Genomic DNA, 23890 nt, shown 5'->3' with positions numbered 1-23890 from the left:
GTTACGGCGGCAACAGCGGCAGGGAAACGCCCGGACCCATCCCGAACCCGGAAGCTAAGCCTACCAGCGCCGATGATACTACCCCTACGGGTGGAAAAGTAGGACACCGCCGAACACCCTTTAGTGAATAACCCCCCACATTTACTGTGGGGGGTTATTCCATTCCGCGGCCGGGCGAATTCGATTCGAATTCCATTCACCATTGATCGCGGAGCTGCTAACCGCACCGTATCCTTTGCGGGGCGGTGAACGACAGGAAGGCACACGTGGCAGAGGATCGGCACAGCGGCGGCGAGCGGCCGCCCCGTCGGACGTCTTCCAACGCCGGCAACCCGCGCGGCGGACCCCGCGACCGTCGAGGTGCACCGCGATCGTCGGGCCCCGACCGTGCACGGCGCGCGCAACCTCGGCCGGGGGGCGACCCGGGCGCCGATCAGGCCGGTGGGCCCAAGATCCCCGCAGGCATCGAGGCGAAGCAACTGGCGCCCGAGATTCGCGGTGAACTCACCACGCTCGACAAGGCCACCGCGGACTACGTCGCCAAACACCTCGTCGCGGCGGGCGAACTGCTCGAGGAGGATCCCGAGGCCGCCCTCGCGCACGCGCGCGCCGCGCGAACCCGGTCCGGCCGGATCGCCGCGGTGCGCGAAGCGGTCGGCATCGCCGCGTACCACTGCGGCGACTGGGCGCAGGCGCTCGCCGAACTGCGGGCAGCGCGTCGAATGGGCAGTCGCTCACCACTATTGGCTTTGATCGCCGACTGCGAGCGTGGCGTCGGCAGACCCGAGCGTGCCATCGAGCTCGCACGCAGCCCGGAAGCCGAGCAGCTGACGGGTGACGACGCCGACGAGTTTCGCATCGTCGTCGCGGGTGCGCGGTCCGACCTCGGTCAGTTCGACCAGGCCCTCGCGTTCCTCGCCTCGCCCCCACTCGACCCGAAGCGCACGGGGCAGACCGCGGCACGGCTCTTCTACGCGTACGCCGAGACACTGCTCGCTCTCGATCGCTCCGAGGAGGCGGTGCAGTGGTTCCTGCACGCGGCGGCCGCGGACGTCGAGGGCGTCACCGACGCCGAAGACCGGATCACGGAGCTCGGCTGAGATGTCCACGCTCGCAGAGGAGCACGACTGCCTGCTGCTCGATCTCGACGGCACCGTGTTCACCGGGACACAGGCGACGGAGGGCGCGGTAGACACGCTGGCGGCCGTGGAGAGCCGCGCGCTCTACGTCACCAACAACGCGTCCAGGGGTCCGGCGGAGGTGGCGGAGCACCTCATCGAGCTGGGCTTCACCGCCGACGCGGACGACATCGTCACCAGCGCTCAGAGCGCGGCCCGGCTGCTGGCCGCTCAGTTGCCCGGCGGCGCACACGTTCTCATCATCGGCACCGACGCGCTGGCCGCCGAAGTGAGCAACGCCGGCCTGCGACCGGTGCGGCTGATGTCCGAGGACCCCGTCGCCGTCGTCCAGGGCCACTCGCCGCAGACCGGCTGGGCCGACCTGGCCGAGGCCGCACTGGCGATCCGAGCCGGAGCGCTCTGGGTGGCCGCGAACGTGGACCGCACGCTGCCCTCGGAACGCGGGCTGCTCCCCGGCAACGGTTCGATGGTGGCCGCGCTGCGCACCGCGACCGACCGCGAACCCCAAGTGGCCGGCAAGCCGGCACCCACCCTCCTGAACGACGCGTTGGCGCGCGGCGAGTTCGGCAGCCCGATCGTCGTCGGAGACCGGCTGGACACCGACATCGCGGGCGCCAACGCGGCGGGCCTGCCGAGCCTGCTCGTGCTCACCGGCGTGAGCACCGCCGCGGACATGGTGTTCGCCACCCCCGATGAGCGGCCCGACTACCTCGCCCCGGATCTGCGCTCGCTGTACGCGCGCAGCGAGACACTGCGCATCGGACCGCATCCCGCGTGGCGGGTCGACGTCGCATCGGACGGCGTGGACGTGGCGTGGACCGGCGGTGACGCGCAGGATCCGCTGGCGGTCGTCCGCGCGGTGGCCGACGCGGTCTGGAATTCCGGGTGGAAGGGCGGGCCGCCGGCGATCACACCGGGGGACGACACGGCACGCGAGGCGTTGGAGCGCTGGTCGTTGCTACCCGGCAGTGATCCGATAGCGTGATCGGCGTTATGACATCCGATCCCGAGCAGATCCGCGCCGAGATCGCGCGTCACCTGGCCGACGTTCCCGATCCGGCAACACCCGACGCCGACATCGAGACCATCGCGGCGCAGCTCGAGGCGGCGCACGACCTCCTGGTTCACGCGCTGCAGGCCGTCGACCGCAATCCCGCAGGCGGTACGACGGGCCAAGAAACCGAGGGGTAACCGCAGGTGGCACGGCGCGCTCGCGTGGACGCCGAGCTGGTCCGACGTGGGTTGGCGAGGTCGCGGCAGCAGGCCGCTGAGCTCATCGACGCCGGCCGGGTCAGCATCGACGGAATTCCCGCGGTCAAACCTGCGACGGCCATCACCCTGGATGCCCGGTTGGTCGTCGCCGACGCCGACGAGCGCAGTTGGGTGTCGCGCGGAGCTCACAAGCTCATCGGAGCCCTGGACGCGTTCGGCGTGTCCGTGGAGGGCAGGCGCTGCCTGGACGCCGGTGCCTCGACCGGCGGCTTCACCGAAGTCCTGTTGGACCGGGGTGCCCGCGAGATCGTGGCCGCCGATGTGGGCTACGGCCAACTCGCGTGGTCGCTGAGGTCCGACGACCGCGTCATCGTGATGGAACGCACCAACGTCCGTGAACTCGACGCCGACGCCATCGGCGGAGCCGTGGACCTCGTGGTCGCCGACCTGTCCTTCATCTCGCTGTCCACAGTGTTGCCCGCACTGGTCGCGTGCTCGTCTGCCGACGCGGATATCGTTCCCATGGTGAAGCCACAGTTCGAGGTCGGTAAGGATCGGGTCGGGGCGGGCGGTGTCGTCAGCGACCCGGGACTGCGGGCCGAGTCCGTGCTGACGGTGGCCCGGCGGGCCGCCGCTCTCAACTGGTCCACCGTCGGCGTCACGGCCAGCCCCCTGCCGGGTCCGTCGGGCAACGTCGAGTACTTCCTGCGGCTGCGGGCCCGCGCCGACGACCCCCTCGAGGGTCCGGCCCTCGAGGAAGCCGTCACCAGGGCCGTCGCGGAGGGGCCGCAGTGACCGCTGACCGCTCCGTTCTGCTGGTGGTCCACACCGGCCGCGAGGACGCCACCGAGACGGCGCGGCGCGTCGAAAAGGTGTTGAGCGACAACGGCATCAGCCTGCGACTGCTCGCCGCCGAAGCCGTCGACCAGGGCTCCGCCGACGCGGAACCGACCGATGTGCGCTCACTCGGCATCGACATCGACGTCGTCGACGCCCACGAACGCGCCGCCGAGGGGTGCGAGTTGGTGCTCGCACTCGGCGGCGACGGAACGTTCCTGCGTGCAGCCGAGCTGGCGCGCAACGTCGAGATCCCGGTCCTCGGTGTCAACCTCGGTCACATCGGCTTCCTCGCCGAGGCCGAGGCGGAGGCCATCGACACCGTCCTCGACCACATCGTCAACCGTCACTACCGCATCGAGAAGCGGATGACGCTCGACGTCGCCGTGCGCGCTGAGGGTCGGATTCTGCAGCGCGGCTGGGCCCTCAACGAGGCCAGCCTGGAGAAGGGGCCGCGGCTCGGCGTGCTCAACGTCGTGCTCGAGGTCGACGGCAGGCCGGTCTCGTCCTTCGGATGCGATGGCGTGCTGGTATCCAGCCCGACGGGCTCCACCGCCTACGCGTTCAGCGCCGGCGGTCCCATCCTCTGGCCGGACCTGGACGCGATGTTGTTGGTGCCCAACAACGCTCACGCATTGTTCGCCCGCCCCATGGTCACCAGTCCCGACGCCGTGATCGCCATCGAGATCGACGCGGCCAGCGGGTCCAGTGCCAAGGTGTACTGCGACGGCAGACGCGACATGGTGGTGCCCGCGGGCGCGCGTCTCGAGGTGACCCGCTGCGGCACGTCGCTGAAGTGGGTGCGACTGGACAGCGCACCGTTCACCGACCGGCTGGTACGCAAGTTCCGGCTGCCCGTGAAGGGTTGGCGCGGACAGTAGTGCTCGCGGAGATCCGAATCGAGGCGCTCGGCGCCATCAACGCAGCCACGGCCGAGTTCGGTCGCGGGCTGACGGTGCTGACGGGTGAAACCGGCACCGGTAAGACGATGGTCGTGACGGGCCTGCACCTGTTGGGCGGTGCGCGCGCGGACGCCAGCCGCGTGCGGTCGGGGTCCGACCGTGCGGTGGTCGAAGGACGTTTCACCACAACCGAAGTCGGCGACGACGTGGCCCGTCGAGTGGACGAGATCCTGGACTCGTCGGGCGCCGACCGCGACGACGACGGCAGCATCATCGCCGCCCGCTCGGTCAGCAGGGACGGGCCGTCCCGCGCCTATCTCGGCGGGCGCAGCGTGCCCGCCAAGTCGCTGAGCGGGTTCACCACCGAACTGCTGGCGTTGCACGGGCAGAACGACCAGTTGCGGCTCATGCGACCCGACGAGCAGCGCAACGCGCTGGACCGCTTCGTCGACATCGAGGCGGCGCTGAAGAAGTACCGGCGACTGCGGGAGGACTGGATCGGCGCCAGGGCCGATCTCGCCGACCGCAGGCAACGCGCTAGGGAACTGGCGCAGGAAGCCGACCGGCTGCAGTTCGGGCTCACCGAGATCGACGCGGTAGCACCGCTTCCCGGCGAGGACGAGAGCCTGGTGTCCGACATCCAGCGGCTCTCCGAACTGGACGCGCTACGCGAGGCGGCACAGATCGCCAGGGTGGCGCTCGCCGGTGAGATGGACACCCCCGGACCAGAGGGGGCGTCCGCTGCCGACGGCATCGGACGGGCGCGGACGGCGTTGAGCGGCACCGATGACGCCGCCCTGCGGACGCTGGGTGAGCGACTCGCCGAGGCGCAGGCGGTCGTCGCCGACGTCTCGGCAGAACTCGGTGGCTATCTCGACGAACTGCCCAGCGACGCAAGCACATTGGAAGGCAAGCTGGCTCGGCAGGGTGAACTGCGCGGGCTGACGCGGAAGTACGCCCCGGATGTCGACGGGGTGCTGCAGTGGGCCGCCGCCGCCCGCGACCGGCTCGCGCAGCTCGACGTGTCCGAAGACGCCCTGGCGGCGCTCGCGAAGCGCGTCGACACGCTGGGCGCGGGACTCGTCGACGCGGCCGCCGTCATCACCAAGGCCAGGACCAAGGCCGCGAAGTCGCTCGCCAAGGAGGTCACGGGCGAGCTCGCCGGCCTCGCGATGGCGGGCGCGGGCTTCAGCATCGCGGTCGGACCACTGCTCGCGCGGCCGGACGACTCCGCGCCGCTGACGTTGCCGACGGGCGACGTCGTGCACGCCGGCCGCGACGGTGTCGACGCGGTCGAATTCGGGTTCACCCCGCACACCGGCTCCGACGTGCTGCCGTTGGCCAAAAGCGCGTCGGGCGGGGAGTTGTCCAGGGTGATGCTGGCGCTCGAGGTCGTGCTGGCCGCCTCGACCGAGGGCACGACCATGGTGTTCGACGAGGTCGACGCCGGGGTCGGCGGACGCGCGGCGGTTCAGATCGGCCGCAGACTGGCCCGGTTGGCCCGCACCCATCAGGTGATCGTGGTGACGCACCTGCCTCAGGTCGCGGCGTACGCCGACGTGCACCTGGTCGTCGACAGCGGTTCCGGTAAGGCGAAGTCCAGTGTGGTGAAGCGGCTCGACGACGACTCCCGGGTCGCCGAGCTGGCGAGAATGCTCGCCGGGCTGGGGGAGTCCGACAGCGGTCGCGCCCACGCCCGCGAACTGCTCGAGACTGCGCGCGAGGACCGCTCCGCGTGACACATAGCGCTCACACCACGTCTCGATCGTGTTGCAGATGTGACAAAAGATAACTTCTGAGGCTGGTGTTACGGCGCGCCTCCACCTCAACTTGAGGGTTCGCCGACAGAATCTGTCCGCATGAAGATGTCAGCGCTGCTCTCGCGTAATGCCGGCCCTCGTCCAGGCGTCACGGGTACCGCCCGCGTCGATCGTGACATCGACCGACTGCTGCGCCGCGTGGGTCCCGGCGACATCGTCGTCCTCGATGCGCTGGACCTCGACCGGATCACCGCCGACGCACTGGTGGAGGCCGGCGTGACCGCGGTGGTCAACGCCTCGCAGTCCATCTCCGGCCGGTACCCCAATCTCGGTCCCGAGGTCCTCGTCAACAACAACATCACCCTCGTCGACGAAGCCGGCGACGAGATCTTCAAGAGGGTCAAGGACGGCGCCAGGGTCCGACTGCACAACGGCGGGCTGTACTCCGGCGACCGGCGCATCGCGTACGGCACCGAGCGCACCGACGAGGAGATCCACGACCTGATGCACGACGCCAAGAGCGGTCTCGTCGCGCATCTCGAGGCGTTCGCGGGCAACACCATCGAGTTCATCCGCAGCGAGAGCCCGCTGCTGATCGACGGCATGGGCATCCCGGACATCGACGTCGACGTGAACCGTCGCCACGTCGTGGTGGTCGCGGAGGGGCCGGGCGCGTTCGAGGACGTCAAGGCGCTCAAGCCGTTCATCAAGGAGTACCAGCCGGTGCTCGTCGGCGTCGGCGCGGGCGCGGACGTGCTGCGCAGAGCGGGCTACCGTCCGCAGTTGATCGTCGGCGACCCCGACGCCATGAGCGTGGAGGTGCTGAGGTCCGGCGCACAGGTGATTCTGCCCGCGGACGCCGACGGACACGCGAAGGGGCTCGAGCGCATTCAGGATCTCGGAGTGGGGGCGATGACCTTCCCGGCCGCGGGTTCGGCCGCCGATCTCGCCCTCCTGCTGTGTGATCACCACGGCGCATCGCTGATCGTCACCGCCGGCCACAGCGCCAGCATCGAGGAGTTCTTCGACCGGTCACGTCAGCAGAGCAACCCGTCGACGTTCCTGACCCGGCTCAAGGTCGGCGAGAAGCTCGTCGACGCGCGAGCCGTCGCCACCCTGTACCGCAGCCGCGTGTCCGGCGGTGCCATCGCGCTGCTGGTGCTCGCCATGCTGATCGCGGTCGTTGCGGCGCTGTGGGTGTCGCGAGCCGACGCGACTGTGCTGCCGTGGATTTCGGAGTACTGGAACCAGCTCACACTGTGGGTGCAGGGCATGGTCACCTAGCCGGTCGTGGCTGAAGAGGAGGATCGGTGATTTCCCTACGTTCACATGCGATCTCGCTGGCCGCGGTGTTCCTCGCGCTCGCCATCGGCGTGGCGCTCGGCTCCGGACTGCTGTCGAACACGGTGCTGTCGGGTCTGCGAGACGACAAGCTCGAGCTGCAGAATCAGATCAACGGTCTGACCGACGAGAAGAATGCGCTCAATGAGAAGCTCAGCGCCGCAGGTGAATTCGATGCGGCGATGTCGTCGCGCATCCTTCGTGGCAGCCTGAAGGACAAGTCGCTGGTGGTGTTCCGCACTCCGGATGCGGCTGACGACGACGTCGACGCGGCGACGCGCTTCGCCGGCGAGGCGGGCGCGGCGGTGACGGGCACGGTCTCGCTGACCCAGCAGTTCGTCGACGCGAACGCCTCGGAGAAACTTCTGTCGGTGGTCAACTCACCGATCGTGCCCGCGGGCCGCCAACTGAGCACCACGATGGTGGACCAGGGCTCGCAAGCCGGCGATCTGCTCGGCATCACGCTGCTGCGCGACCGAAACCCGGCCGTGCCCGCCGTCGACGACGCGCAGCGCGACACCGTGCTGGAGACGCTGCGCGAAACAGGTTTCATCACCTACGACGCCGAGCGGATCGGGGCCGCCGACGCCGCGCTGATCGTGACGGGCGGCGCGCTCGACGAGGGGGCGGGTAACCAGGGCGCCACCGTGGCGCGGTTCGCGGGCGGGCTCGCACCGCACGGTTCGGGCACCGTCATCGCCGGCCGCGACGGTTCGGCATCGGGCACCGCGGCCATCGCGGTGACGAGGTCCGACCAGGGCCTCAGCGGCGCCGTGAGCACCGTGGACGACGTCGGCAGCCAGGCGGGCAGGATCACGGCGGTGCTCGCGGCCGCCGATCTGGTCGGCGGCGGACGGCCGGGCCAGTACGGCTCGGGCCAGGGTGCGACGTCGGTGACCGTCCCGCAGTAACCCGGAACAGTCAACGGCGCGGTCGGCGCGTCAGCGACACTCTGTCGGGGTCGGTGTTAAGGTGAGATTCCGTGGGTCGGCAGGCCCTCAGCTAGGCCGTTTTCGTCCTGCCCCATCGCCACGGAGGATGCAGTTGCCCGCGTTACGCAAACACCCGCAGACTGCCACCAAGCACATCTTCGTCAGCGGCGGTGTCGCGTCGTCCCTCGGTAAGGGGCTCACCGCCAGCAGTCTCGGACAGTTGCTCACCGCGCGTGGACTTCAGGTGACGATGCAGAAGCTCGACCCCTACCTGAACGTCGACCCCGGCACCATGAACCCGTTCCAGCACGGTGAGGTGTTCGTCACCGAGGACGGCGCCGAGACCGATCTCGACGTCGGCCACTACGAGCGCTTCCTCGACCGCAACCTGTCCGGGTCGGCGAATGTCACGACGGGACAGGTGTATTCGACCGTCATCGCCAAGGAACGCCGTGGCGAGTACCTCGGCGACACCGTGCAGGTCATCCCGCACATCACCGACGAGATCAAGAGTCGGATACTGGCGATGGCGCTGGCGGACTCCGAGGGCAACCGACCCGACGTGGTGATCACCGAGATCGGCGGCACCGTCGGCGATATCGAGTCGCTGCCGTTCCTGGAGGCGGCACGCCAGGTCCGCCACGAGGTCGGGCGCGAGAACGTCTTCTTCCTGCACGTGTCGCTGGTGCCGTACCTGGCGCCGTCCGGTGAGTTGAAGACGAAGCCGACTCAGCACTCGGTCGCCGCGCTGCGAAGCATCGGCATCAGCCCCGACGCGCTGATCCTGCGCTGCGACCGCGACGTGCCCGAACCCCTGAAGAACAAGATCGCGCTGATGTGCGACGTCGACGTGGACGGCGTCATCTCCACGCCCGATGCACCGTCCATCTACGACATCCCCAAGGTGCTGCACCGCGAGGAACTCGACGCGTACGTGGTGCGCAGGCTCAACCTGCCGTTCCGCGACGTCGACTGGACGCAGTGGAACGACCTGCTGCGGCGGGTGCACGAGCCTCAGGAGACCGTGCGGGTTGCGTTGGTGGGCAAGTACATCGACCTGTCCGACGCCTACCTGTCGGTGGCCGAGGCGCTGCGCGCCGGCGGTTTCAAGCACCACGCCAAGGTCGAGATCCGCTGGGTCGCGTCCGACGACTGCGAGACCGACGCGAGTGCCGCCGCCGCGCTCGCCGACGTGCACGGCATCCTGATCCCCGGCGGCTTCGGCATCCGCGGCATCGAGGGCAAGATCGGCGCCATCCAGTTCGCGCGCAAGCAACGCGTTCCCGTGTTGGGGCTCTGCCTCGGCCTGCAGTGCATCGTCATCGAGGCGGCGCGCTCGGTCGGACTGACCGAGGCCAGTTCGGCGGAGTTCGATCCCGATACGCCGGACCCGGTGATCTCCACCATGGCCGACCAGCGTGACGCGGTGGCGGGTGACGCCGACCTCGGCGGCACCATGCGACTGGGCGCCTATCCGGCGAAGCTCGACGCGGGTTCGATTGTGGCGCAGGCTTATCAGGCCACCGAGGTGTCGGAGCGGCACCGGCACCGCTACGAGGTCAACAACGCCTACCGCGACCGCATCGCGCAGAGCGGGTTGCGGTTCTCCGGCACGTCGCCCGACGGCCACCTCGTCGAGTTCGTCGAGTACGCACCGGACGTGCACCCGTTCCTGGTGGGCACGCAGGCCCACCCCGAGCTGAAGAGCAGGCCGACCCGTCCGCACCCGCTTTTCGCCGCATTCGTCGGCGCCGCGCTCGACTACAAGGCCGCCGAGCGGTTGCCGATGGAACTGGCGGAACACCGGTCCAACGGCGAGCACGCGCACGAGGACATCGAGGACGGCGCGGAGCAGCAACTGCAAGAGCCCGTGCGCCGTGGCTGACCACGAATTCGACACGGTTTCAAGCGAAACGCTGCACGTCGGAAAGATCTTCGCGCTGCGTGCCGACGAAGTCCGCATGCCCGGCGGCGGCACCGCGCGTCGCGAGGTCGTCGAGCACTTCGGCGCCGTGGGCATCGTCGCACTCGATGAGGAGGGGCGCGTCGTCCTGGTGCGCCAGTACCGGCATCCGGTCGGGCGTCGGCTGTGGGAACTTCCCGCCGGACTGCTCGACATGGGCGACGAAGCTCCGCACCTCACCGCCGCCCGCGAACTGGAGGAGGAGGCCGGCCTGGCCGCCGACACCTGGCACGTGCTGGTCGATCTCATCACGGCACCGGGGTTCAGCGACGAGAGCGTCCGGGTCTACCTCGCCACCGGACTCACCGAGATCGGTCGACCCGAGGCGCACGACGAGGAGGCCGACCTCGAGGTGAAGCGGGTGCCGCTGGCCGAGGCCGTCGCCATGGTCTTCTCCGGCGACATCGTGAATTCGCTTGCGGTGGGCGGGATCCTGGCCGCGCACGCGATGGGGGAGCCGAGCGCACTGCGCACCGTCGACGCGCCGTGGGCCGATCGCTCCACGCGGTTCCGGGCGCGGCGCGCGTGACGACGTGACCACCTCTTCTGCTCTTCGCGCAAGCGGCTCATCGCCGCTCCAGTCGGTACTCGACGGCCAACTCCAGGGCTATCTCGACCACTTGACCATCGAACGCGGGGTGGCCGCGAACACGCTCAGTTCGTACCGTCGCGACCTTCGCCGCTACGTCGCGCACCTGGAGGCCAGGGGCGTCGCCGACCTCGGCGCGGTGACCGAGACCCACGTCAGCGACTTCCTGGTCGAGTTGCGCAAGGGCGATCCCGACACCGGGGTACCACCGCTGTCGGCGGTGTCCGCGGCACGCGCTCTCATCGCGGTGCGCGGCCTGCACAAGTTCGCCGCGGCCGAGGGAATCGCCGCGCTCGACGTCGCGCGAGCGGTGAAGCCGCCGACCCCCGGCCGCCGGCTGCCCAAGAGCCTGAGCTTCGACCAGGTGCTCGCGCTGCTGGACGGCGCCGGTGGGGACGGTGAGGCCGACGGACCGCTGACACTGCGCAATCGCGCGCTGCTGGAGGTGCTGTACTCGACCGGCGCCCGTATCTCCGAGGCCGTCGGCCTCGACGTCGACGACGTCGACACGCAGACGCGGTCCGTGCTGCTGAGGGGCAAGGGCGACAAGCAGCGTCTGGTGCCGATCGGCAGGCCCGCGATCAGCGCTCTCGACGCGTACCTGGTGCGCGGTCGGCCGGACCTCGCCCGCCGCGGCAAGGGCACCCCGGCCATCTTCCTGAACGCCAGGGGCGGCCGACTGTCCCGCCAGAGCGCGTGGCAGGTGCTGCAGGACGCCGCCGAGCGAGCGGGCATCACCGCCGGCGTCTCACCGCACACGCTGCGGCATTCGTTCGCAACGCATCTCCTCGAGGGCGGTGCCGACGTCCGCGTCGTCCAGGAACTACTGGGCCACGCGTCGGTCACCACGACCCAGATCTACACCCTGGTGACGGTGTCCACGCTGCGCGAGGTCTGGGCCGGCGCCCACCCGCGCGCTCGCTAGCCCTGCAGGTACCGGGATTCGAGAACGAGGTCCGGCATCAGCGTCTGGTACTCCACGTGGGTCCGATGCTCGACGGTGTCGAACTGCCGGCCCTGCTGCTCCCTCATGTAAGCGCGGTACTTCGGGGCGCCGGGGATGCGCACGTTGTCGGCTACGACGATCGCGCCGCGCCGCAACCAGCCCCGGTCCAGGATCGCCTGCAGATCGGACAGATAGGCGCTCTTGTCGTGGTCGATGAACAGCAGATCGAGGCCGCCCGGCGCGAAGCCGTGGCCCGCCAGCGCGTCGAGCGTCGAGCCGCCGTCCCCGATGGTGCCCACGACGCAGGTCACACGGTCGGAGACACCCGCATGCGCCCAGATTCGCCGCGCCACGTCGGCGTTGGCGGCGGCGAACTCGACGGAGAACACCTCCGAGCTCGGCGCCGCCCGAGCGATGCGCAGCGCGCCGTAGCCGCAGTAGGTGCCGAGTTCGAGCGCGCGCACGGGGTTCGCGCGACGCACCGCGGCGTCGAGCAGTGCGCCCTTCTCGTCGCCGACGTTCATCAGCATCGACTTCTCGCGCGCGAACTCGTCGATGGTTGCGAGCACGTGGTCGACGTCACCGCGGCGGGCGTGCGCCTCCACGTAATCGGCCGTTGCGCGCTCCCTGCCGTCGCCGATCTGACCCGTCTTCAGGAAGCCCGGCATCGCCAGCGCCATGCGCACCATCGACCACCGCAGGAAGGGCAGCCGTTGCTTCCAACCCATAAACCTCACGATATGCCACCGGGTCTGCCGTACCTGGCGAGGTCAGCCCGTTAAACTTCTGCGGATGTTCGCCAACCCGCAGCGGTGCCCGACCTGTGACGGTCGCGCATGCCCGTCGAGCGAGAAGCGGAGCGGGATCGCGCATGAGTGACGACGCGGGAGGCGGCGACGGCGCCAGCCTGACCGGCCGCACCCCACGGGTGATCCCCGTTCCCAAGCCCAAGAGCGTGCACGGGCCCGCCAAGGTGATCGCGATGTGCAACCAGAAGGGCGGCGTGGGCAAGACGACGTCGACCATCAACCTGGGCGCCAGCCTCGCCGAGTACGGCAGGCGCGTGTTGCTGGTCGACCTCGATCCGCAGGGCGCACTGTCCGCCGGGCTGGGGGTGCCGCACTACGAACTCGCGCACACCGTGCACAACGTGCTGGTCGAGCCCAGGGTGTCGATCGACGAGGTGATCGTCACCACCAGGGTCAAGGGCATGGACCTGGCGCCCAGCAACATCGACCTGTCGGCGGCCGAGATCCAGCTGGTCAACGAGGTCGGCCGCGAGCAGTCGCTGGCACGCGCGCTGCACCCGGTGCTCGACCGCTACGACTACGTCCTCATCGACTGCCAGCCGTCGCTGGGCCTTCTGACCGTCAACGGCCTGGCGTGCGCCGACGGTGTGATCATCCCCACGGAGTGCGAGTACTTCTCACTGCGCGGGCTGGCGCTGCTCACCGACACCGTCGACAAGGTGCACGACCGGCTCAACCCCCGGCTGGAGATCAGCGGCATCCTCATCACCCGCTACGACCCGCGGACGGTCAACTCGCGCGAGGTCATGGCGCGCGTGCTCGAACGTTTCGGCGATCTGGTGTTCGACACCGTCATCACCAGGACCGTGCGCTTCCCGGAGACCAGCGTCGCCGGTGAGCCGATCACCACCTGGGCTCCGAAATCCGGTGGCGCTCAGGCATATCGAGCACTTGCGCGCGAGGTCATCGACCGGTTCGGTACGTGACGACCGAAGCGGCACCGGACACGCAGAAGGCAGGCTTCCAGGTCCGGCTGAGCAATTTCGAGGGCCCGTTCGACCTGCTGTTGCAGCTGATCTTCGCGCACCGACTCGACGTCACCGAGGTGGCGCTGCACACGGTGACCGACGACTTCATCGCCTACACCAGGACCATCGGCCGTGAGCTCGGCCTCGACGAGACGACGGCGTTCCTGGTGATAGCCGCGACCCTGCTCGACCTCAAGGCGGCGCGGCTGCTGCCGTCCGGAGAGGTGCACGACGAGGAGGATCTCGCGTTGCTCGAGGTGCGCGACCTGCTGTTCGCGCGGCTTCTGCAGTACCGGGCGTTCAAGCACGTCGCGGTGATGTTCGCGGAGTTGGAAGCCGCGGCGCTGCGCAGCTACCCGCGAGCGGTGTCGCTCGAGGATCGCTATTCGGCGCTGTTGCCCGAGGTGATGCTGGGCGTCGACGCCGACAGCTTCGCGCAGATCGCGGCGACGACGTTCACCCCGCGGCCCGTGCCCACGGTCGGTATGGAGCACCTGCACGTGCAGGCGGTGTCGGTCCCCGAGCAGGCGCGCAGGTTGCTGGCGCTGCTCGAGCAGAGGGGTGTCGGGCAGTGGGCCACGTTCTCCGAACTGGTGGCCGACTGCGGGGACGGCATCGAGATCGTCGGCCGGTTCCTGGCGCTGCTCGAGCTGTTCCGGGCCAGGGCGGTAGCATTCGAGCAGCCAGAACCGCTTGGAGTGCTCCAGATTTCGTGGACCGGCGATCGCCCGACCAACGAGCACCTGGCCGCGGCCATGGAAGAAGACTGATGACAGAGCACGCACCGGATGACCTCGTGACGGAACTGCCCGACCTGGCAGAACCGCCCGAACTGGACGACGGTGAACTCGGCGCGATCCTCGAAGCGCTCCTGCTGGTCGTCGACACGCCGGTCTCGGTCGACACCCTGGCCGCGACGGTCGATCAGCCGGAGTACCGCGTGGCCGCGAAGCTGCGGCTGATGGCCGAGGAACTGGAGCAACGCAACAGCGGAATCGACCTGCGCGAGGCGGGCGGTGGCTGGCGCATGTACACCAGGGCGCGGTACGCGCCGTACGTGGAACGGCTGCTGCTCGACGGGGCCCGGTCGAAGCTCACCAGAGCCGCACTGGAGACGCTGGCCGTCGTCGCCTACCGCCAGCCCGTGACCAGGGCCAGGGTGAGCGCGGTGCGCGGCGTGAACGTCGACGCGGTGATGCGCACGCTGTTGGCGAGGGGGTTGATCACCGAGGCGGGCGCCGATTCCGATTCGGGCGCAGTCACGTTCGCCACCACCGAGCTGTTCCTCGAGCGGCTCGGTCTCACGTCGCTGGTCGACCTCCCCGATATCGCACCGCTGCTACCCGATGTCGACGTGATCGACGACATCACCGAAACCCTCAGCGACGAGCCGCGTTTCGCGAAGCTCGGCGGGGTCTCATCGTCCGACCGGGCGATGACGTTCGATGTGGACAAGGACTGACGTGGCCGGCGAAGATGAGGGCGTCCGCCTGCAGAAGGTGCTATCCCAGGCGGGGGTGGCATCGCGACGTGTCGCGGAGCGCATGATCCGCGACGGTCGGGTGGAAGTGGACGGTTCGATCGTCACCGAGCTCGGCACCAGGGTCGACCCCGACAACTCCGTGATCCGGGTGGACGGCGCGCGGATCGTGGTCGACGACGACCTGGTGTACCTGGCGATCAACAAGCCCCGTGGCATGCACTCGACGATGTCGGACGACCGCGGGCGACCGTGCGTCGGCGACCTGGTGGAGCACCGGGTCCGAGGCACCAAGAAGCTGTTCCACGTCGGGCGGCTCGACGCCGATACCGAGGGGCTGCTGATCCTGACCAACGACGGCGAGCTCGCCCACCGCCTGATGCACCCCTCCTACGAGGTGCCCAAGACCTACCTGGCCACGGTGAACGGGAGTGTGCCGAAGGGACTGGGAAAGAAGCTGCGCGAGGGCATCGAGCTCGACGACGGTCCGGTCGCGGTCGACGACTTCGCCCTCGTCGACGCCGTGCCGGGCAAGTCGCTGATCCGCGTGACCCTGCACGAGGGTCGCAAGCGGATCGTGCGCAGGATGCTCGCCGAGGTCGGCTTCCCCGTTCAGGAACTGGTGCGTACCGACATCGGCTCGGTGGTGCTGGGCGATCAGCGGCCAGGGAGCATTCGAGTGTTGACCCGCAAGGAGATCGGCGAGCTGTACAAGGCGGTGGGACTGTGAGCGACGGGCTGACCATCGCCATCGACGGCCCCGCGGGCACCGGGAAGTCCTCCGTATCAAGGGGATTGGCGCGCGCGTTGCACGCGCGGTATCTCAACACCGGCGCGATGTACCGCATCGTCACGCTGGCGGTGCTGCGGGCGGGCATCGACCCGGAGAACGCCGACGCCGTGGCCGCTTTCGCGCCGACCGTCGACCTCGCGGTCGGATTCGACCCCGACGAGGACTCCGCGTTCCTCGCCGTCGAGGACGTCTCGGTCGAGATCCGCGGGGACGCCGTGACGAAGGCGGTGTCGGCCGTGTCGGCCGTGCCCGCGGTACGCACCATGCTGGTGCGCCGGCAACGCGAATTGGCCGAGGGCGGAACGGTTGTCGTGGAGGGACGCGACATCGGAACCGTCGTGCTGCCCGACGCCGACGTCAAGGTCTTCCTGACCGCGTCGCCCGAGGAGCGAGCCCGTCGGCGCAACGACCAGAACACCGAGGCCGGACTGGCCGACGACTACGACGCCGTGCTGGCTGACGTGCACCGGCGCGACCATCTGGACTCGACGCGCGCGGTGTCACCGCTGCGCGCCGCGGACGACGCGATCGTCGTAGACAGCAGCGACTGGACCCAGTCGCAGACCATCGCCCACCTGATCGATCTGGTGGAGCAGCGCGCAGGAGCCACGAGATGACCGACCCGGTGAACGACGACGGAACCTGGGCCGACGAGGCCGACTGGGATATCGGCGAGGACCTCGAGGGCGAACTCGAGGAGGAATTCGCACCGCCGCCCGTCGTGGCCGTCGTGGGGCGGCCGAACGTCGGCAAGTCGACACTGGTGAACCGGATCCTCGGCAGACGCGAAGCCGTCGTGCAGGACATTCCAGGGGTGACCAGGGACCGAGTGTCCTACGACGCGAGCTGGCTGGGCAGGCGGTTCGTCGTGCAGGACACCGGCGGATGGGAGCCCGACGCGAAGGGCCTGCAGCAACTGGTCGCCGAACAGGCGTCCGTCGCGATGCGCACTGCGGACGCGATCATCATCGTGGTCGACGCCGTCGTGGGGGCGACGTCGGCCGACGAGGCCGCCGCCAAGAAGCTGCAGCGCTCGGGTAAGCCGGTGTTCCTCGCCGCGAACAAGGTGGACAACGAGAAGATGGAGGCCGAGGCCGCCTCGCTGTGGTCGCTCGGGCTGGGGGAGCCGCACCCGGTCAGCGCCATCCACGGGCGCGGCGTCGCCGATCTGCTCGACGCGGTGCTGGAGAAGCTGCCCGAGGCCTCCGAGGTCGCCACCCGCACCGGCGGTCCGCGCCGCGTCGCGCTGGTCGGCAAGCCGAACGTCGGCAAGAGCTCACTTCTGAACCGATTGGCCGGTGATCAACGGTCGGTGGTGCACGACGTCGCGGGCACCACCGTCGATCCGGTGGACTCGCTGATCGAATTGGACGGCAAGACCTGGCGTTTCATTGACACCGCGGGTCTCCGGCGGAAAGTCGGGCAGGCCAGCGGACACGAGTTCTACGCCTCGGTGCGAACCAGGGGTGCGATCGACGCCGCCGAGGTCGTCGTCGTCCTGATGGACTCGGCGGAGACGCTGACCGAGCAGGATCAGCGCATCCTCAGCATGGTGATCGAGTCCGGCCGCGCGGTCGTCCTGGCGTTCAACAAGGCCGACCTGGTGGACGAGGACCGGCGCTACACCCTCGACAAGGAAGTCGAACGCGAACTCGCACAGGTGCAGTGGGCCCAGCGGATCAACATCTCCGCAAAGACGGGGCGCGGTCTGCACCGCCTGGTCCCCGCGCTGGAGAACGCGCTCGCCTCCTGGGACGCCCGGATCTCGACCGGCCGGCTCAACACGTTCCTCAAGGAGGTCGTGCAGGCCACCCCGCCGCCGGTCCGGGGCGGCAAGCAGCCCCGGATCCTGTTCGCGACCCAGGCCACCGCGCGACCGCCGACGTTCGTGCTCTTCACGTCGGGATTCCTGGAGGCCGGCTACCGACGCTTCCTGGAACGCCGACTGCGGGAGACGTTCGGCTTTCAGGGCAGCCCGATTCGCATCAACGTGCGCGTGCGTGAGAAGCGGGGCTCCAAGCGGTAGCGGAATGCGCAGGTCGCCGATGCGTTGAGTATGGTTGTCCGAGCACCCGATGAGGAGAGGAGTGGACGATGGCCGAACGCGCCTTCCGTACCGCCCCCTCGTCGGCGTGCGCGCTCGAGCCGTTCTGGCCGTCTCGGCGTCTCATGGCTTTCGACGAATGGTGTTGTGCGCGCTAGGTAACCCAGCGCCCTCATCCCTTTCTCGAAAGCAGCCGAACTCGTGCGTTCGCTCATCATCTTCACCCTCGTCGGCGTCGGCGCGCAGCTCGTCGACGGTGCTCTCGGCATGGCGTTCGGTGTCACCGCCTCCACGCTTCTCGTCCTGAGCGGCGTCGCGTCGGCACAGGCCAGTGCGGCCGTCCACCTCGCGGAGGTCGGCACCACGTTCGCGTCCGGTCTGTCGCACTGGAGGTTCAAGAACATCGACTGGCACATCGTGCTCAAGCTCGGTGTGCCCGGCGCCGTCGGCGCCTTCCTGGGCGCCACGGTGCTGTCGTCGCTGTCCACCGAGGACGCCGCGCCGCTGATGGCCGCCATTCTGCTGGGCATCGGCGTCTACGTGTTGCTGCGGTTCTCGCTGCGCACACCGCCTCAGGTCAAGGTCGGTGAGACCAAGCACACCGCGAAATTCCTTGCGCCGCTTGGTGTCTTCGGCGGCTTCATCGACGCGTCAGGCGGCGGCGGCTGGGGCCCGGTGACCACCAGCACGCTGCTGTCCAGCGGCAAGACCGCACCGCGCACCGTCATCGGCTCGGTGAGCGCATCGGAGTTCCTGGTCGCCGTATCGGCTTCGCTCGGCTTCCTCGTCGGGCTGCGTGAGCAGTTCTTCGACAACCTCCTCATCGTGCTCGGACTGGCCCTGGGCGGCGTCATCGCGGCACCGTTCGCCGCGTGGCTTGTGAGCCGGATCAGCCCGGCACTGCTCGGCACTGCCGTCGGAGGTGTGATCGTTCTCACCAACTCGCAGAAGCTGGTGAAGTACTTCGAGGTCGGCACCCCGTGGTCGACGCTGATCTACGCGACGATCGTCGTCGCGTGGGCGTCGTTCGTGTACCTGGCCTGGAGGATCTCCACGGCGCCCGCGTTCGTGCCCGACGAACTCGAGGCCGAGGTGGACGTCGACGCCGATCGCACCACGGAGCCCGTCGACGACGCGCGGTGACGACGCGGCTCACCCGTCGCTTCGCTCGCCCCTGAAGTGACCCGCTAACGTTCGGGTAGTGCCCGTTCTCGACATGATCCTGATCGCCCTGGCGGGCGTCGGGGCCGGAGCGATCAACGCAATCGTCGGCTCGGGAACGCTGATCACCTTTCCGACCCTGGTCGCGCTGGGCTACCCGCCGGTGACGGCGACGATGTCCAACGCCGTCGGCCTGGTGGCGGGTGGGATCTCCGGAACCTGGGGTTACCGCCGCGAGTTGCGGGGCCAGTGGGACCGGCTGCGCTGGCAGATTCCGGCGTCGTTCCTCGGCGCGGGTGTCGGTGCGTGGCTGCTGCTGCACCTGCCCGAGAAGGTGTTCGTCGCCATCGTGCCGGTCCTGCTGATCGGGGCACTGCTGCTGGTGGTGCTGGGGCCGCGAATTCAAGCCTGGGCACGGACGAGGGCGGACGCGGCGGGACGCTCGCTGGAGCACGTGTCGCGCGGCCGGATGGCGGCCGTCGTCGCGGGAACGTTCGCCGTCGGCATCTACGGCGGGTATTTCACGGCGGCGCAGGGCATTCTGCTGATCGGCGTGATGGGTGCCCTGCTGCCCGAGGACATGCAGCGGATGAACGCGGCGAAGAACCTGCTGTCACTGATCGTGAACGTCGTCGCCGCGGTCGCGTACACGCTGGTGGCGTTCGACCGGATCAGCTGGCCCGCCGCGGGCCTCATCGCGATCGGGTCGCTCATCGGCGGCTTCCTCGGGGCGCACTACGGCCGAAAGCTGTCGCCGAACGCCCTGCGCGCGATCATCGTCGTCGTCGGGCTCATCGGGTTGTACCGACTGCTGACGGTTTAGAACCGACGACGGTGCGCCTCCTGCTCGAGAACCGCGTCGAGGTCGCTGAGCCGGTTCATCGAGGACACCATGCGCTGGGTGCGGTTGTTCTTGGCCAGCATCTCCTGATGGCGGTGCACGAACGACCAGTATCCGGCGGTGAACGGGCAGGCGTCATCGCCGAGGCGCTTCTTGGGGTCGTACCGGCAACCGCTGCAGTGGTCGCTCATCTTGTTGAGGTAGGCACCGCCCGACGTGTACGGCTTGGTCGCGAGGAGACCGCCGTCGGCGTGCTGGCTCATCCCGACGACGTTCGTCGGCATCACCCAGCGGAAGCCGTCGACGAACGCCGTCGCGAACCACTCGGTGAGGTCGTCGGGCCGGTACCCGCGCTGCAATGCGTGGCTGCCCAGCACCATGAGGCGCTGGATGTGGTGGGTCCACCCGCGGTCGCGCACCCCCTCCAGAGCGTCGTGCAGGCAGGCGGCGGTGACCGCGTCGGCATCGAGGTCGACCCACCAGTCGGGCAGCTTGCCGCGTGCCGAGAGTTCGTTGTTGTCGGTGTAATCCGGGCCGAAATGCCAGTAGAGATGCCACATGTACTCGCGCCAGCCGAGGATCTGCCGGATGAAGCCCTCGACGGCGGCCAACGGGGCCGACCCGTCGCGATAGGCCCGTTCCGCGGCGTCGACGGCGTCGAGTGGGTGCAGCACTCCGAGGTTCAGCGGCACGGACAGCAGCGAGTGCGACATCGCCCAGTCGTCGCCCATGATGGCGTCCTCATAGCGGCCGAAGGTGGGCAACCGGTGCTCGATGAAACGGGCGAGGGCGCGCTTCGCCTCGGCGGGGGTGACGGCGAACAGTCGTGGGCCGTCGGCGCCCACGGTGTCGAGTTTCATCGCGTCGAGGTCCCGCCGCACCTCGGCGTCGATATCGTCCTCACGCGGCCGGTAGGGCGCGGGGACGTCCAGGGACCGCTGCTTCTTCGGGGGCGGCTCCCGGTTGTCCTCGTCGTAGTTCCACCGACTGCCGACGGGGTCCTTGCCCTCCATCAGCACGTCGAAGCGGCGCCGCTGATCGCGGTAGAAGTCCTCCATGCGGAACCGGGTTCGGTCACCCGCCCAGTCACCGAAGTCCTTGCGGGACAACGCGAATGTCGGAGTGGGCAGGACGTCGGCGACGAGGCCCCGCTCCTTGAGGCGGTGCACGAACGCCTCGGCGGCGAACGACGTCGGCTCGTAGACCAGGACGGGGCGCGCGAAGCGCTCGAGGGCGTCGGTGTAGCTGTCGGCTTTGATGAGTGTGGCGCGGTCGCCGAGATCGACGGCGGCGTGGCGCAGGGCCGACATCACCAGATGCAGCTTCTGCCGGTGGTAGCGCCGCTTGCTCAGCGCCGAAGCGGCCTCGACGAGGAGCACGTCGCGGTGCGCGTGCTCACCGCCGTACGTGGCCGGCCCGAGTTGGTCGGCGAACAGCCACAGGGGAGTGTCATCGCTCACCACGCCGTTGTACCCCGGCCGCGGGCCGGCGACGCGGAAACGACGCGGTTGGGATTCCGACCGTCGGCTGCGGTAGCATTTCGTCCGCTGCCGGCGATCCTGGCAGCACCACGGGCTGTGGCGCAGCTTGGTAGCGCACTTGACTGGGGGTCAAGTGGTCGCAGGTTCAAATCCTGTCAGCCCGACTGGAGTGAGCGCAGTACAGAGCGGTTTCGGAGACATCCGGAGCCGCTCTTCTGCTACCCGGCCGGGTTGAACCCAGTGCGACGTAGCCACTATCGCCATGGTCACAATCGCAGGGAATCCCCATGCCCGCCGGACCCGCCCGCTAGAACTGTAGAGCGCAAGCGGGCAACCGGCCCACAGCGAGTTGCCCGGCGTGGTCGTAGGAGTGCCCGATGATTAGTCAGTGGCTGGTGGCCAACCTTCCGTCATGGGTGCTGTTACTCGGAATCATCATCGTCGTCACCGGCGGAGCGATCCTCATCCAAGTTCTGGTGCGCCGCAACTTTCCCAACCTCAAGGGTGAAGAGCACAACGACGTCATCAGGTTCGCCTTCGGCGTGGTCGGCTTCGTGTTCGCGTTCTTCCTCGGTTTCGTCGTATCCGCGATGTGGGGACAGATCGGCGACGCGGACTCGAGAGCGCGTACCGAGGGGGCAGCCGGCGTGCAGCTCGCCAGGACTCTGACAGTGTTCGACCAACCTGACGAAGACCGGATTCGGAACGCTCTGCTCGAATACCAGCAGGCAGCGTTGATCGAGTGGGACAAGATCGCCCAGGGCGGCTCCCACCCCGACGCCGACGCCGCTCTGACGCGACTCTATGCCGCGTATGAAGACGTTCAAGCGCGCACCGACGCGCAGAAGTCCATGCTGTCAAGCTCTTTCAGCAATCTGGACAGCCTCGGTCAGGCCCGCACACAACGCTTGGCGCAGGCGCAAACCGACGATGGGCCGCCGTGGTCACTGTGGGCGGTCATCTGGCTCACCAGCGGCCTGCTCCTGGCATGCGCCATCATCTACGACGTCAAGAAGCCCGCCACCCACTACACGATGGTCGCGATCCTGGGCATCCTGGTCGCGGTGAACCTCTTCCTCGTCGCGGAACTCTCACACCCGTTCATCGGCGAGATCGGGACGACGTCCGAGCCACTGCAACAGGTCATTCGACAGCTGTCGTAGGCCGGAGACCGGAAGAGTGCGCTCGCAGCCGGCTCGAATTCAGCCGGCGAGCCTAGCGCGGCTGACCCCACCACACGGGAACGTCGTCCCAGTGACCGGGCGGGACGCCGTAGACCGGATTCGGGATCGGACCCAGATACGCGTCCTTCTTGACCTGTCCTGGCGGCCCGAACGGATTCTGCCCTGGCGGACCCTGGAACGCATTGCACGGCAACGGCCAGCATCCGTGCCGGTTACCGTCGTCGGCTTGGGCTGCGCCGATCCCGAAACTGAACGCACCCAGTCCGAGCGCACCGGCCGTCATCGCTGCGGCTGCCAAACCTCTGAGATTCATCGTGAGCACCTATCGTAACGCCGACGTCGAGTGCCTGCGTCGGATCGTGGACAGCCGTTCGCGCTACAGAACAGCTGGCGACCCCCCGATTGGACGTTTCAGTACCCGGGCCGGCCTCCACCGAACCACGCCATCCGAAACCGCCATGTCACTACGTGCAGCAGTTCGGGTTTAGAACGGCGCACATTGCCTCCACCGCGTCCCGGCCGGGGCGGTGGTAGACGTTCATCCCGCGGCGGTCCGATTCGACGAACCCGGCGCGCCGGAGCTGTGCCAGGTGGTGGCTGACCGTGGACTCGGTCAGCTCGCTGACTCCGACACCTTCGGCAACAGCCCCCAGCACTCCGAGGGTGGCACCGCCGAAGGCGGCGTGTGCTGCGGGAGCACCCCTGCCGATAGCGAGAAGGCAACCGCGGCACACGGCTGCTGCTGAACCTCGCCAGTAGAAGCCGGCGCCCCCGGCAGGCCAGAGCTTCTTCCTGACGATCGTTCCGGCAACGGGATCGATGACTACGATCTGCTGCGGCGATCCGGCACAATCGCAGCCATGCAGCTCATCGGCTACGCAGGTCCGCAGCTAGACGTCAGCGCCGTGCCGGGACTCGGCGGATTGCTCAGCTGGACGGAGTCCACGGTGCGGCAAACCGCACGGCGTGCCATCGCGCTGGCCGCCCTGATCGACCGGGTGGGTTCGACGTTGGACGACGTCGCCGAGCTCCGTCGTGCCGCGGAGATCATCGCCGCCAGTCTCTCCGAACTCGGTGAGAGCGCGGCCGGCATCGACCGAAACGCGGCGGAGATCGCCGAGGAGATCGCAGGCCTGAGCACGGCCGCTCAGGGCATCGACACTCACGCCGAGAAGCTGGCGGCGGGTATCGACGAACTGGTGGCCATCCTGCCCACGCTTCAACGACTGACCGAGATCGTCGACCCGTTGGAGAACACCGCAGTCCGGCTCGGCCGCTTCGTCGACCGGCTACCGGGTGGCCGCCGCCCGAAGCTGCCCCAGGACGCCGTCGAGGCCTCGCGCGCCTGACGCGACGACGCGCGCGAAAGCTCAAAAACAGCAACTTCGGGCAACCGACGCGCGCTGTCATGCAGCTGCCCGGCCGGGCAAAGCGACGTTCGCGACGTCAGGGCGGCGATAAGCACAATTGGCAAACCTGCTGATCGCTATTCGGCGCTCGCCGCCCGG

At 68.8% G+C, this 23890-nt stretch carries 24 protein-coding genes, 1 tRNA gene, 1 rRNA gene and 1 pseudogene; 23 read left to right on the top strand and 4 right to left on the bottom strand.

Annotated elements, in window-relative coordinates:
• Positions 1-2: 2 nt before the first annotated feature.
• From rrf to xerD, 12 genes are all read left to right on the top strand, one after another.
• Positions 3-115 (top strand): 5S ribosomal RNA (gene rrf / locus NM203_RS24085).
• A 130-nt stretch (positions 116-245) separates the two neighbouring features.
• On the top strand, positions 246-1100 hold the full coding sequence (locus tag NM203_RS24080; protein WP_255063031.1) for a tetratricopeptide repeat protein: 855 nt from the start codon (positions 246-248) through the stop codon (positions 1098-1100).
• A gap of 1 nt (position 1101) precedes the next feature.
• The gene (locus NM203_RS24075) at positions 1102-2124 is read left to right on the top strand and encodes an HAD-IIA family hydrolase (protein WP_255063030.1); all 1023 of its coding nucleotides are present in this window, start codon (positions 1102-1104) and stop codon (positions 2122-2124) included.
• 8 nt (positions 2125-2132) lie between these two features.
• Complete coding sequence (locus NM203_RS24070) at positions 2133-2330, top strand: hypothetical protein (RefSeq protein ID WP_255063029.1); 198 nt, start codon at positions 2133-2135, stop codon at positions 2328-2330.
• A gap of 6 nt (positions 2331-2336) precedes the next feature.
• Complete coding sequence (locus NM203_RS24065; protein WP_255063028.1) at positions 2337-3146, top strand: TlyA family RNA methyltransferase; 810 nt, start codon at positions 2337-2339, stop codon at positions 3144-3146.
• On the top strand, positions 3143-4069 hold the full coding sequence (locus NM203_RS24060; protein WP_255063027.1) for an NAD kinase: 927 nt from the start codon (positions 3143-3145) through the stop codon (positions 4067-4069). The genes NM203_RS24065 and NM203_RS24060 overlap by 4 nt, the downstream gene beginning before the upstream one ends.
• Complete coding sequence (recN, locus tag NM203_RS24055) at positions 4069-5829, top strand: DNA repair protein RecN (protein ID WP_255063061.1); 1761 nt, start codon at positions 4069-4071, stop codon at positions 5827-5829. The genes NM203_RS24060 and recN overlap by 1 nt, the downstream gene beginning before the upstream one ends.
• Positions 5830-5949: 120 nt before the next feature.
• Positions 5950-7134 carry a putative cytokinetic ring protein SteA gene (gene steA, locus NM203_RS24050; RefSeq protein ID WP_255063026.1) on the top strand — a complete coding sequence of 395 codons (1185 nt, stop codon included), beginning with the start codon at positions 5950-5952 and terminating at the stop codon, positions 7132-7134.
• 26 nt (positions 7135-7160) lie between these two features.
• A complete protein-coding gene (locus NM203_RS24045; protein ID WP_255063025.1) occupies positions 7161-8102 on the top strand; it encodes a copper transporter in 942 nt (313 codons plus the stop codon).
• 133 nt (positions 8103-8235) lie between these two features.
• The gene (locus NM203_RS24040) at positions 8236-10008 is read left to right on the top strand and encodes a CTP synthase (RefSeq protein WP_255063024.1); all 1773 of its coding nucleotides are present in this window, start codon (positions 8236-8238) and stop codon (positions 10006-10008) included.
• Positions 10001-10615 carry an NUDIX domain-containing protein gene (locus NM203_RS24035; protein ID WP_255063023.1) on the top strand — a complete coding sequence of 205 codons (615 nt, stop codon included), beginning with the start codon at positions 10001-10003 and terminating at the stop codon, positions 10613-10615. The genes NM203_RS24040 and NM203_RS24035 overlap by 8 nt, the downstream gene beginning before the upstream one ends.
• Positions 10616-10619: 4 nt before the next feature.
• Positions 10620-11600: a site-specific tyrosine recombinase XerD gene (gene xerD / locus NM203_RS24030; protein WP_255063022.1), complete on the top strand. Its 981-nt coding sequence runs from the start codon at positions 10620-10622 to the stop codon at positions 11598-11600.
• Here xerD and NM203_RS24025 read toward each other — a convergent pair.
• A complete protein-coding gene (locus NM203_RS24025) occupies positions 11597-12349 on the bottom strand; it encodes an O-methyltransferase (RefSeq protein WP_255063021.1) in 753 nt (250 codons plus the stop codon). The genes xerD and NM203_RS24025 overlap by 4 nt on opposite strands.
• A gap of 143 nt (positions 12350-12492) precedes the next feature.
• Here NM203_RS24025 and NM203_RS24020 point away from each other — a divergent pair, with 143 nt between their 5' ends.
• The 8 genes from NM203_RS24020 to NM203_RS23985 all read left to right on the top strand — a co-directional run bounded on the left by NM203_RS24020 (position 12493) and on the right by NM203_RS23985 (position 19699).
• The gene (locus NM203_RS24020; protein ID WP_255063019.1) at positions 12493-13356 is read left to right on the top strand and encodes a ParA family protein; all 864 of its coding nucleotides are present in this window, start codon (positions 12493-12495) and stop codon (positions 13354-13356) included.
• Positions 13353-14168 (top strand): segregation/condensation protein A, encoded by an 816-nt coding sequence (locus tag NM203_RS24015; RefSeq protein ID WP_255063018.1) that lies wholly within the window; start codon positions 13353-13355, stop codon positions 14166-14168. The genes NM203_RS24020 and NM203_RS24015 overlap by 4 nt, the downstream gene beginning before the upstream one ends.
• Positions 14168-14860 (top strand): SMC-Scp complex subunit ScpB, encoded by a 693-nt coding sequence (gene scpB, locus NM203_RS24010; RefSeq protein WP_255063017.1) that lies wholly within the window; start codon positions 14168-14170, stop codon positions 14858-14860. The genes NM203_RS24015 and scpB overlap by 1 nt, the downstream gene beginning before the upstream one ends.
• A gap of 1 nt (position 14861) precedes the next feature.
• Complete coding sequence (locus NM203_RS24005; RefSeq protein ID WP_255063016.1) at positions 14862-15608, top strand: pseudouridine synthase; 747 nt, start codon at positions 14862-14864, stop codon at positions 15606-15608.
• The gene (gene cmk / locus NM203_RS24000) at positions 15605-16288 is read left to right on the top strand and encodes a (d)CMP kinase (protein ID WP_255063013.1); all 684 of its coding nucleotides are present in this window, start codon (positions 15605-15607) and stop codon (positions 16286-16288) included. Before NM203_RS24005 ends, cmk begins: the two co-directional genes overlap by 4 nt.
• On the top strand, positions 16285-17697 hold the full coding sequence (gene der, locus NM203_RS23995; protein ID WP_255063011.1) for a ribosome biogenesis GTPase Der: 1413 nt from the start codon (positions 16285-16287) through the stop codon (positions 17695-17697). The genes cmk and der overlap by 4 nt, the downstream gene beginning before the upstream one ends.
• Before the next feature lie 219 nt (positions 17698-17916).
• Complete coding sequence (locus NM203_RS23990) at positions 17917-18858, top strand: sulfite exporter TauE/SafE family protein (protein WP_255063009.1); 942 nt, start codon at positions 17917-17919, stop codon at positions 18856-18858.
• 73 nt (positions 18859-18931) lie between these two features.
• On the top strand, positions 18932-19699 hold the full coding sequence (locus tag NM203_RS23985; RefSeq protein ID WP_255063060.1) for a sulfite exporter TauE/SafE family protein: 768 nt from the start codon (positions 18932-18934) through the stop codon (positions 19697-19699).
• On the opposite strand, the gene NM203_RS23980 is transcribed toward NM203_RS23985, so the two are convergent.
• Positions 19696-21180 (bottom strand): cryptochrome/photolyase family protein, encoded by a 1485-nt coding sequence (locus NM203_RS23980; RefSeq protein ID WP_255063007.1) that lies wholly within the window; start codon positions 21178-21180, stop codon positions 19696-19698. The two genes, NM203_RS23985 and NM203_RS23980, sit on opposite strands and share 4 nt — an antisense overlap.
• A 108-nt stretch (positions 21181-21288) precedes the next feature.
• Here NM203_RS23980 and NM203_RS23975 point away from each other — a divergent pair.
• A tRNA-Pro gene (locus NM203_RS23975) sits at positions 21289-21362 on the top strand.
• A 213-nt stretch (positions 21363-21575) separates the two neighbouring features.
• Positions 21576-22361: a bestrophin-like domain gene (locus NM203_RS23970; RefSeq protein WP_255063005.1), complete on the top strand. Its 786-nt coding sequence runs from the start codon at positions 21576-21578 to the stop codon at positions 22359-22361.
• A gap of 52 nt (positions 22362-22413) precedes the next feature.
• Here NM203_RS23970 and NM203_RS23965 read toward each other — a convergent pair whose 3' ends face one another.
• Together NM203_RS23965 and NM203_RS23960 are read right to left on the bottom strand one after the other, a co-directional pair.
• Positions 22414-22695 (bottom strand): hypothetical protein, encoded by a 282-nt coding sequence (locus NM203_RS23965; RefSeq protein WP_255063004.1) that lies wholly within the window; start codon positions 22693-22695, stop codon positions 22414-22416.
• 151 nt (positions 22696-22846) lie between these two features.
• Positions 22847-23038: pseudogene (locus tag NM203_RS23960) on the bottom strand (ArsR family transcriptional regulator); the annotation flags it as partial.
• Between the two features lie 204 nt (positions 23039-23242).
• Here NM203_RS23960 and NM203_RS23955 point away from each other — a divergent pair.
• A complete protein-coding gene (locus tag NM203_RS23955) occupies positions 23243-23731 on the top strand; it encodes a hypothetical protein (protein WP_255063003.1) in 489 nt (162 codons plus the stop codon).
• Positions 23732-23890: the final 159 nt, after the last annotated feature.

Source organism: Mycolicibacterium arenosum (assembly GCF_024320865.1).
GTDB classification, from domain to species: domain Bacteria; phylum Actinomycetota; class Actinomycetes; order Mycobacteriales; family Mycobacteriaceae; genus Mycobacterium; species Mycobacterium arenosum.
Note: the sequence above shows the minus strand (reverse complement) of the source record. Positions and strands in the feature narration are given on the sequence as shown.

Bases quoted from the DNA above. Each gene is read 5' to 3' on its own strand.
- NM203_RS23970 (WP_255063005.1), top strand. From the start codon at position 21,576: ATGATTAGTCAGTGGCTGGTGGCCAACCTTCCGTCATGGGTGCTGTTA.
- scpB (WP_255063017.1), top strand. From the start codon at position 14,168: ATGACAGAGCACGCACCGGATGACCTCGTGACGGAACTGCCCGACCTG.
- NM203_RS23965 (WP_255063004.1), bottom strand. From the start codon at position 22,695: ATGAATCTCAGAGGTTTGGCAGCCGCAGCGATGACGGCCGGTGCGCTC.
- steA (WP_255063026.1), top strand. From the start codon at position 5,950: ATGAAGATGTCAGCGCTGCTCTCGCGTAATGCCGGCCCTCGTCCAGGC.
- NM203_RS24075 (WP_255063030.1), top strand. From the start codon at position 1,102: ATGTCCACGCTCGCAGAGGAGCACGACTGCCTGCTGCTCGATCTCGAC.
- NM203_RS24025 (WP_255063021.1), bottom strand. From the start codon at position 12,349: ATGGGTTGGAAGCAACGGCTGCCCTTCCTGCGGTGGTCGATGGTGCGC.
- der (WP_255063011.1), top strand. From the start codon at position 16,285: ATGACCGACCCGGTGAACGACGACGGAACCTGGGCCGACGAGGCCGAC.
- NM203_RS24020 (WP_255063019.1), top strand. From the start codon at position 12,493: ATGAGTGACGACGCGGGAGGCGGCGACGGCGCCAGCCTGACCGGCCGC.
- NM203_RS23985 (WP_255063060.1), top strand. From the start codon at position 18,932: ATGATCCTGATCGCCCTGGCGGGCGTCGGGGCCGGAGCGATCAACGCA.
- NM203_RS23955 (WP_255063003.1), top strand. From the start codon at position 23,243: ATGCAGCTCATCGGCTACGCAGGTCCGCAGCTAGACGTCAGCGCCGTG.
- NM203_RS24070 (WP_255063029.1), top strand. From the start codon at position 2,133: ATGACATCCGATCCCGAGCAGATCCGCGCCGAGATCGCGCGTCACCTG.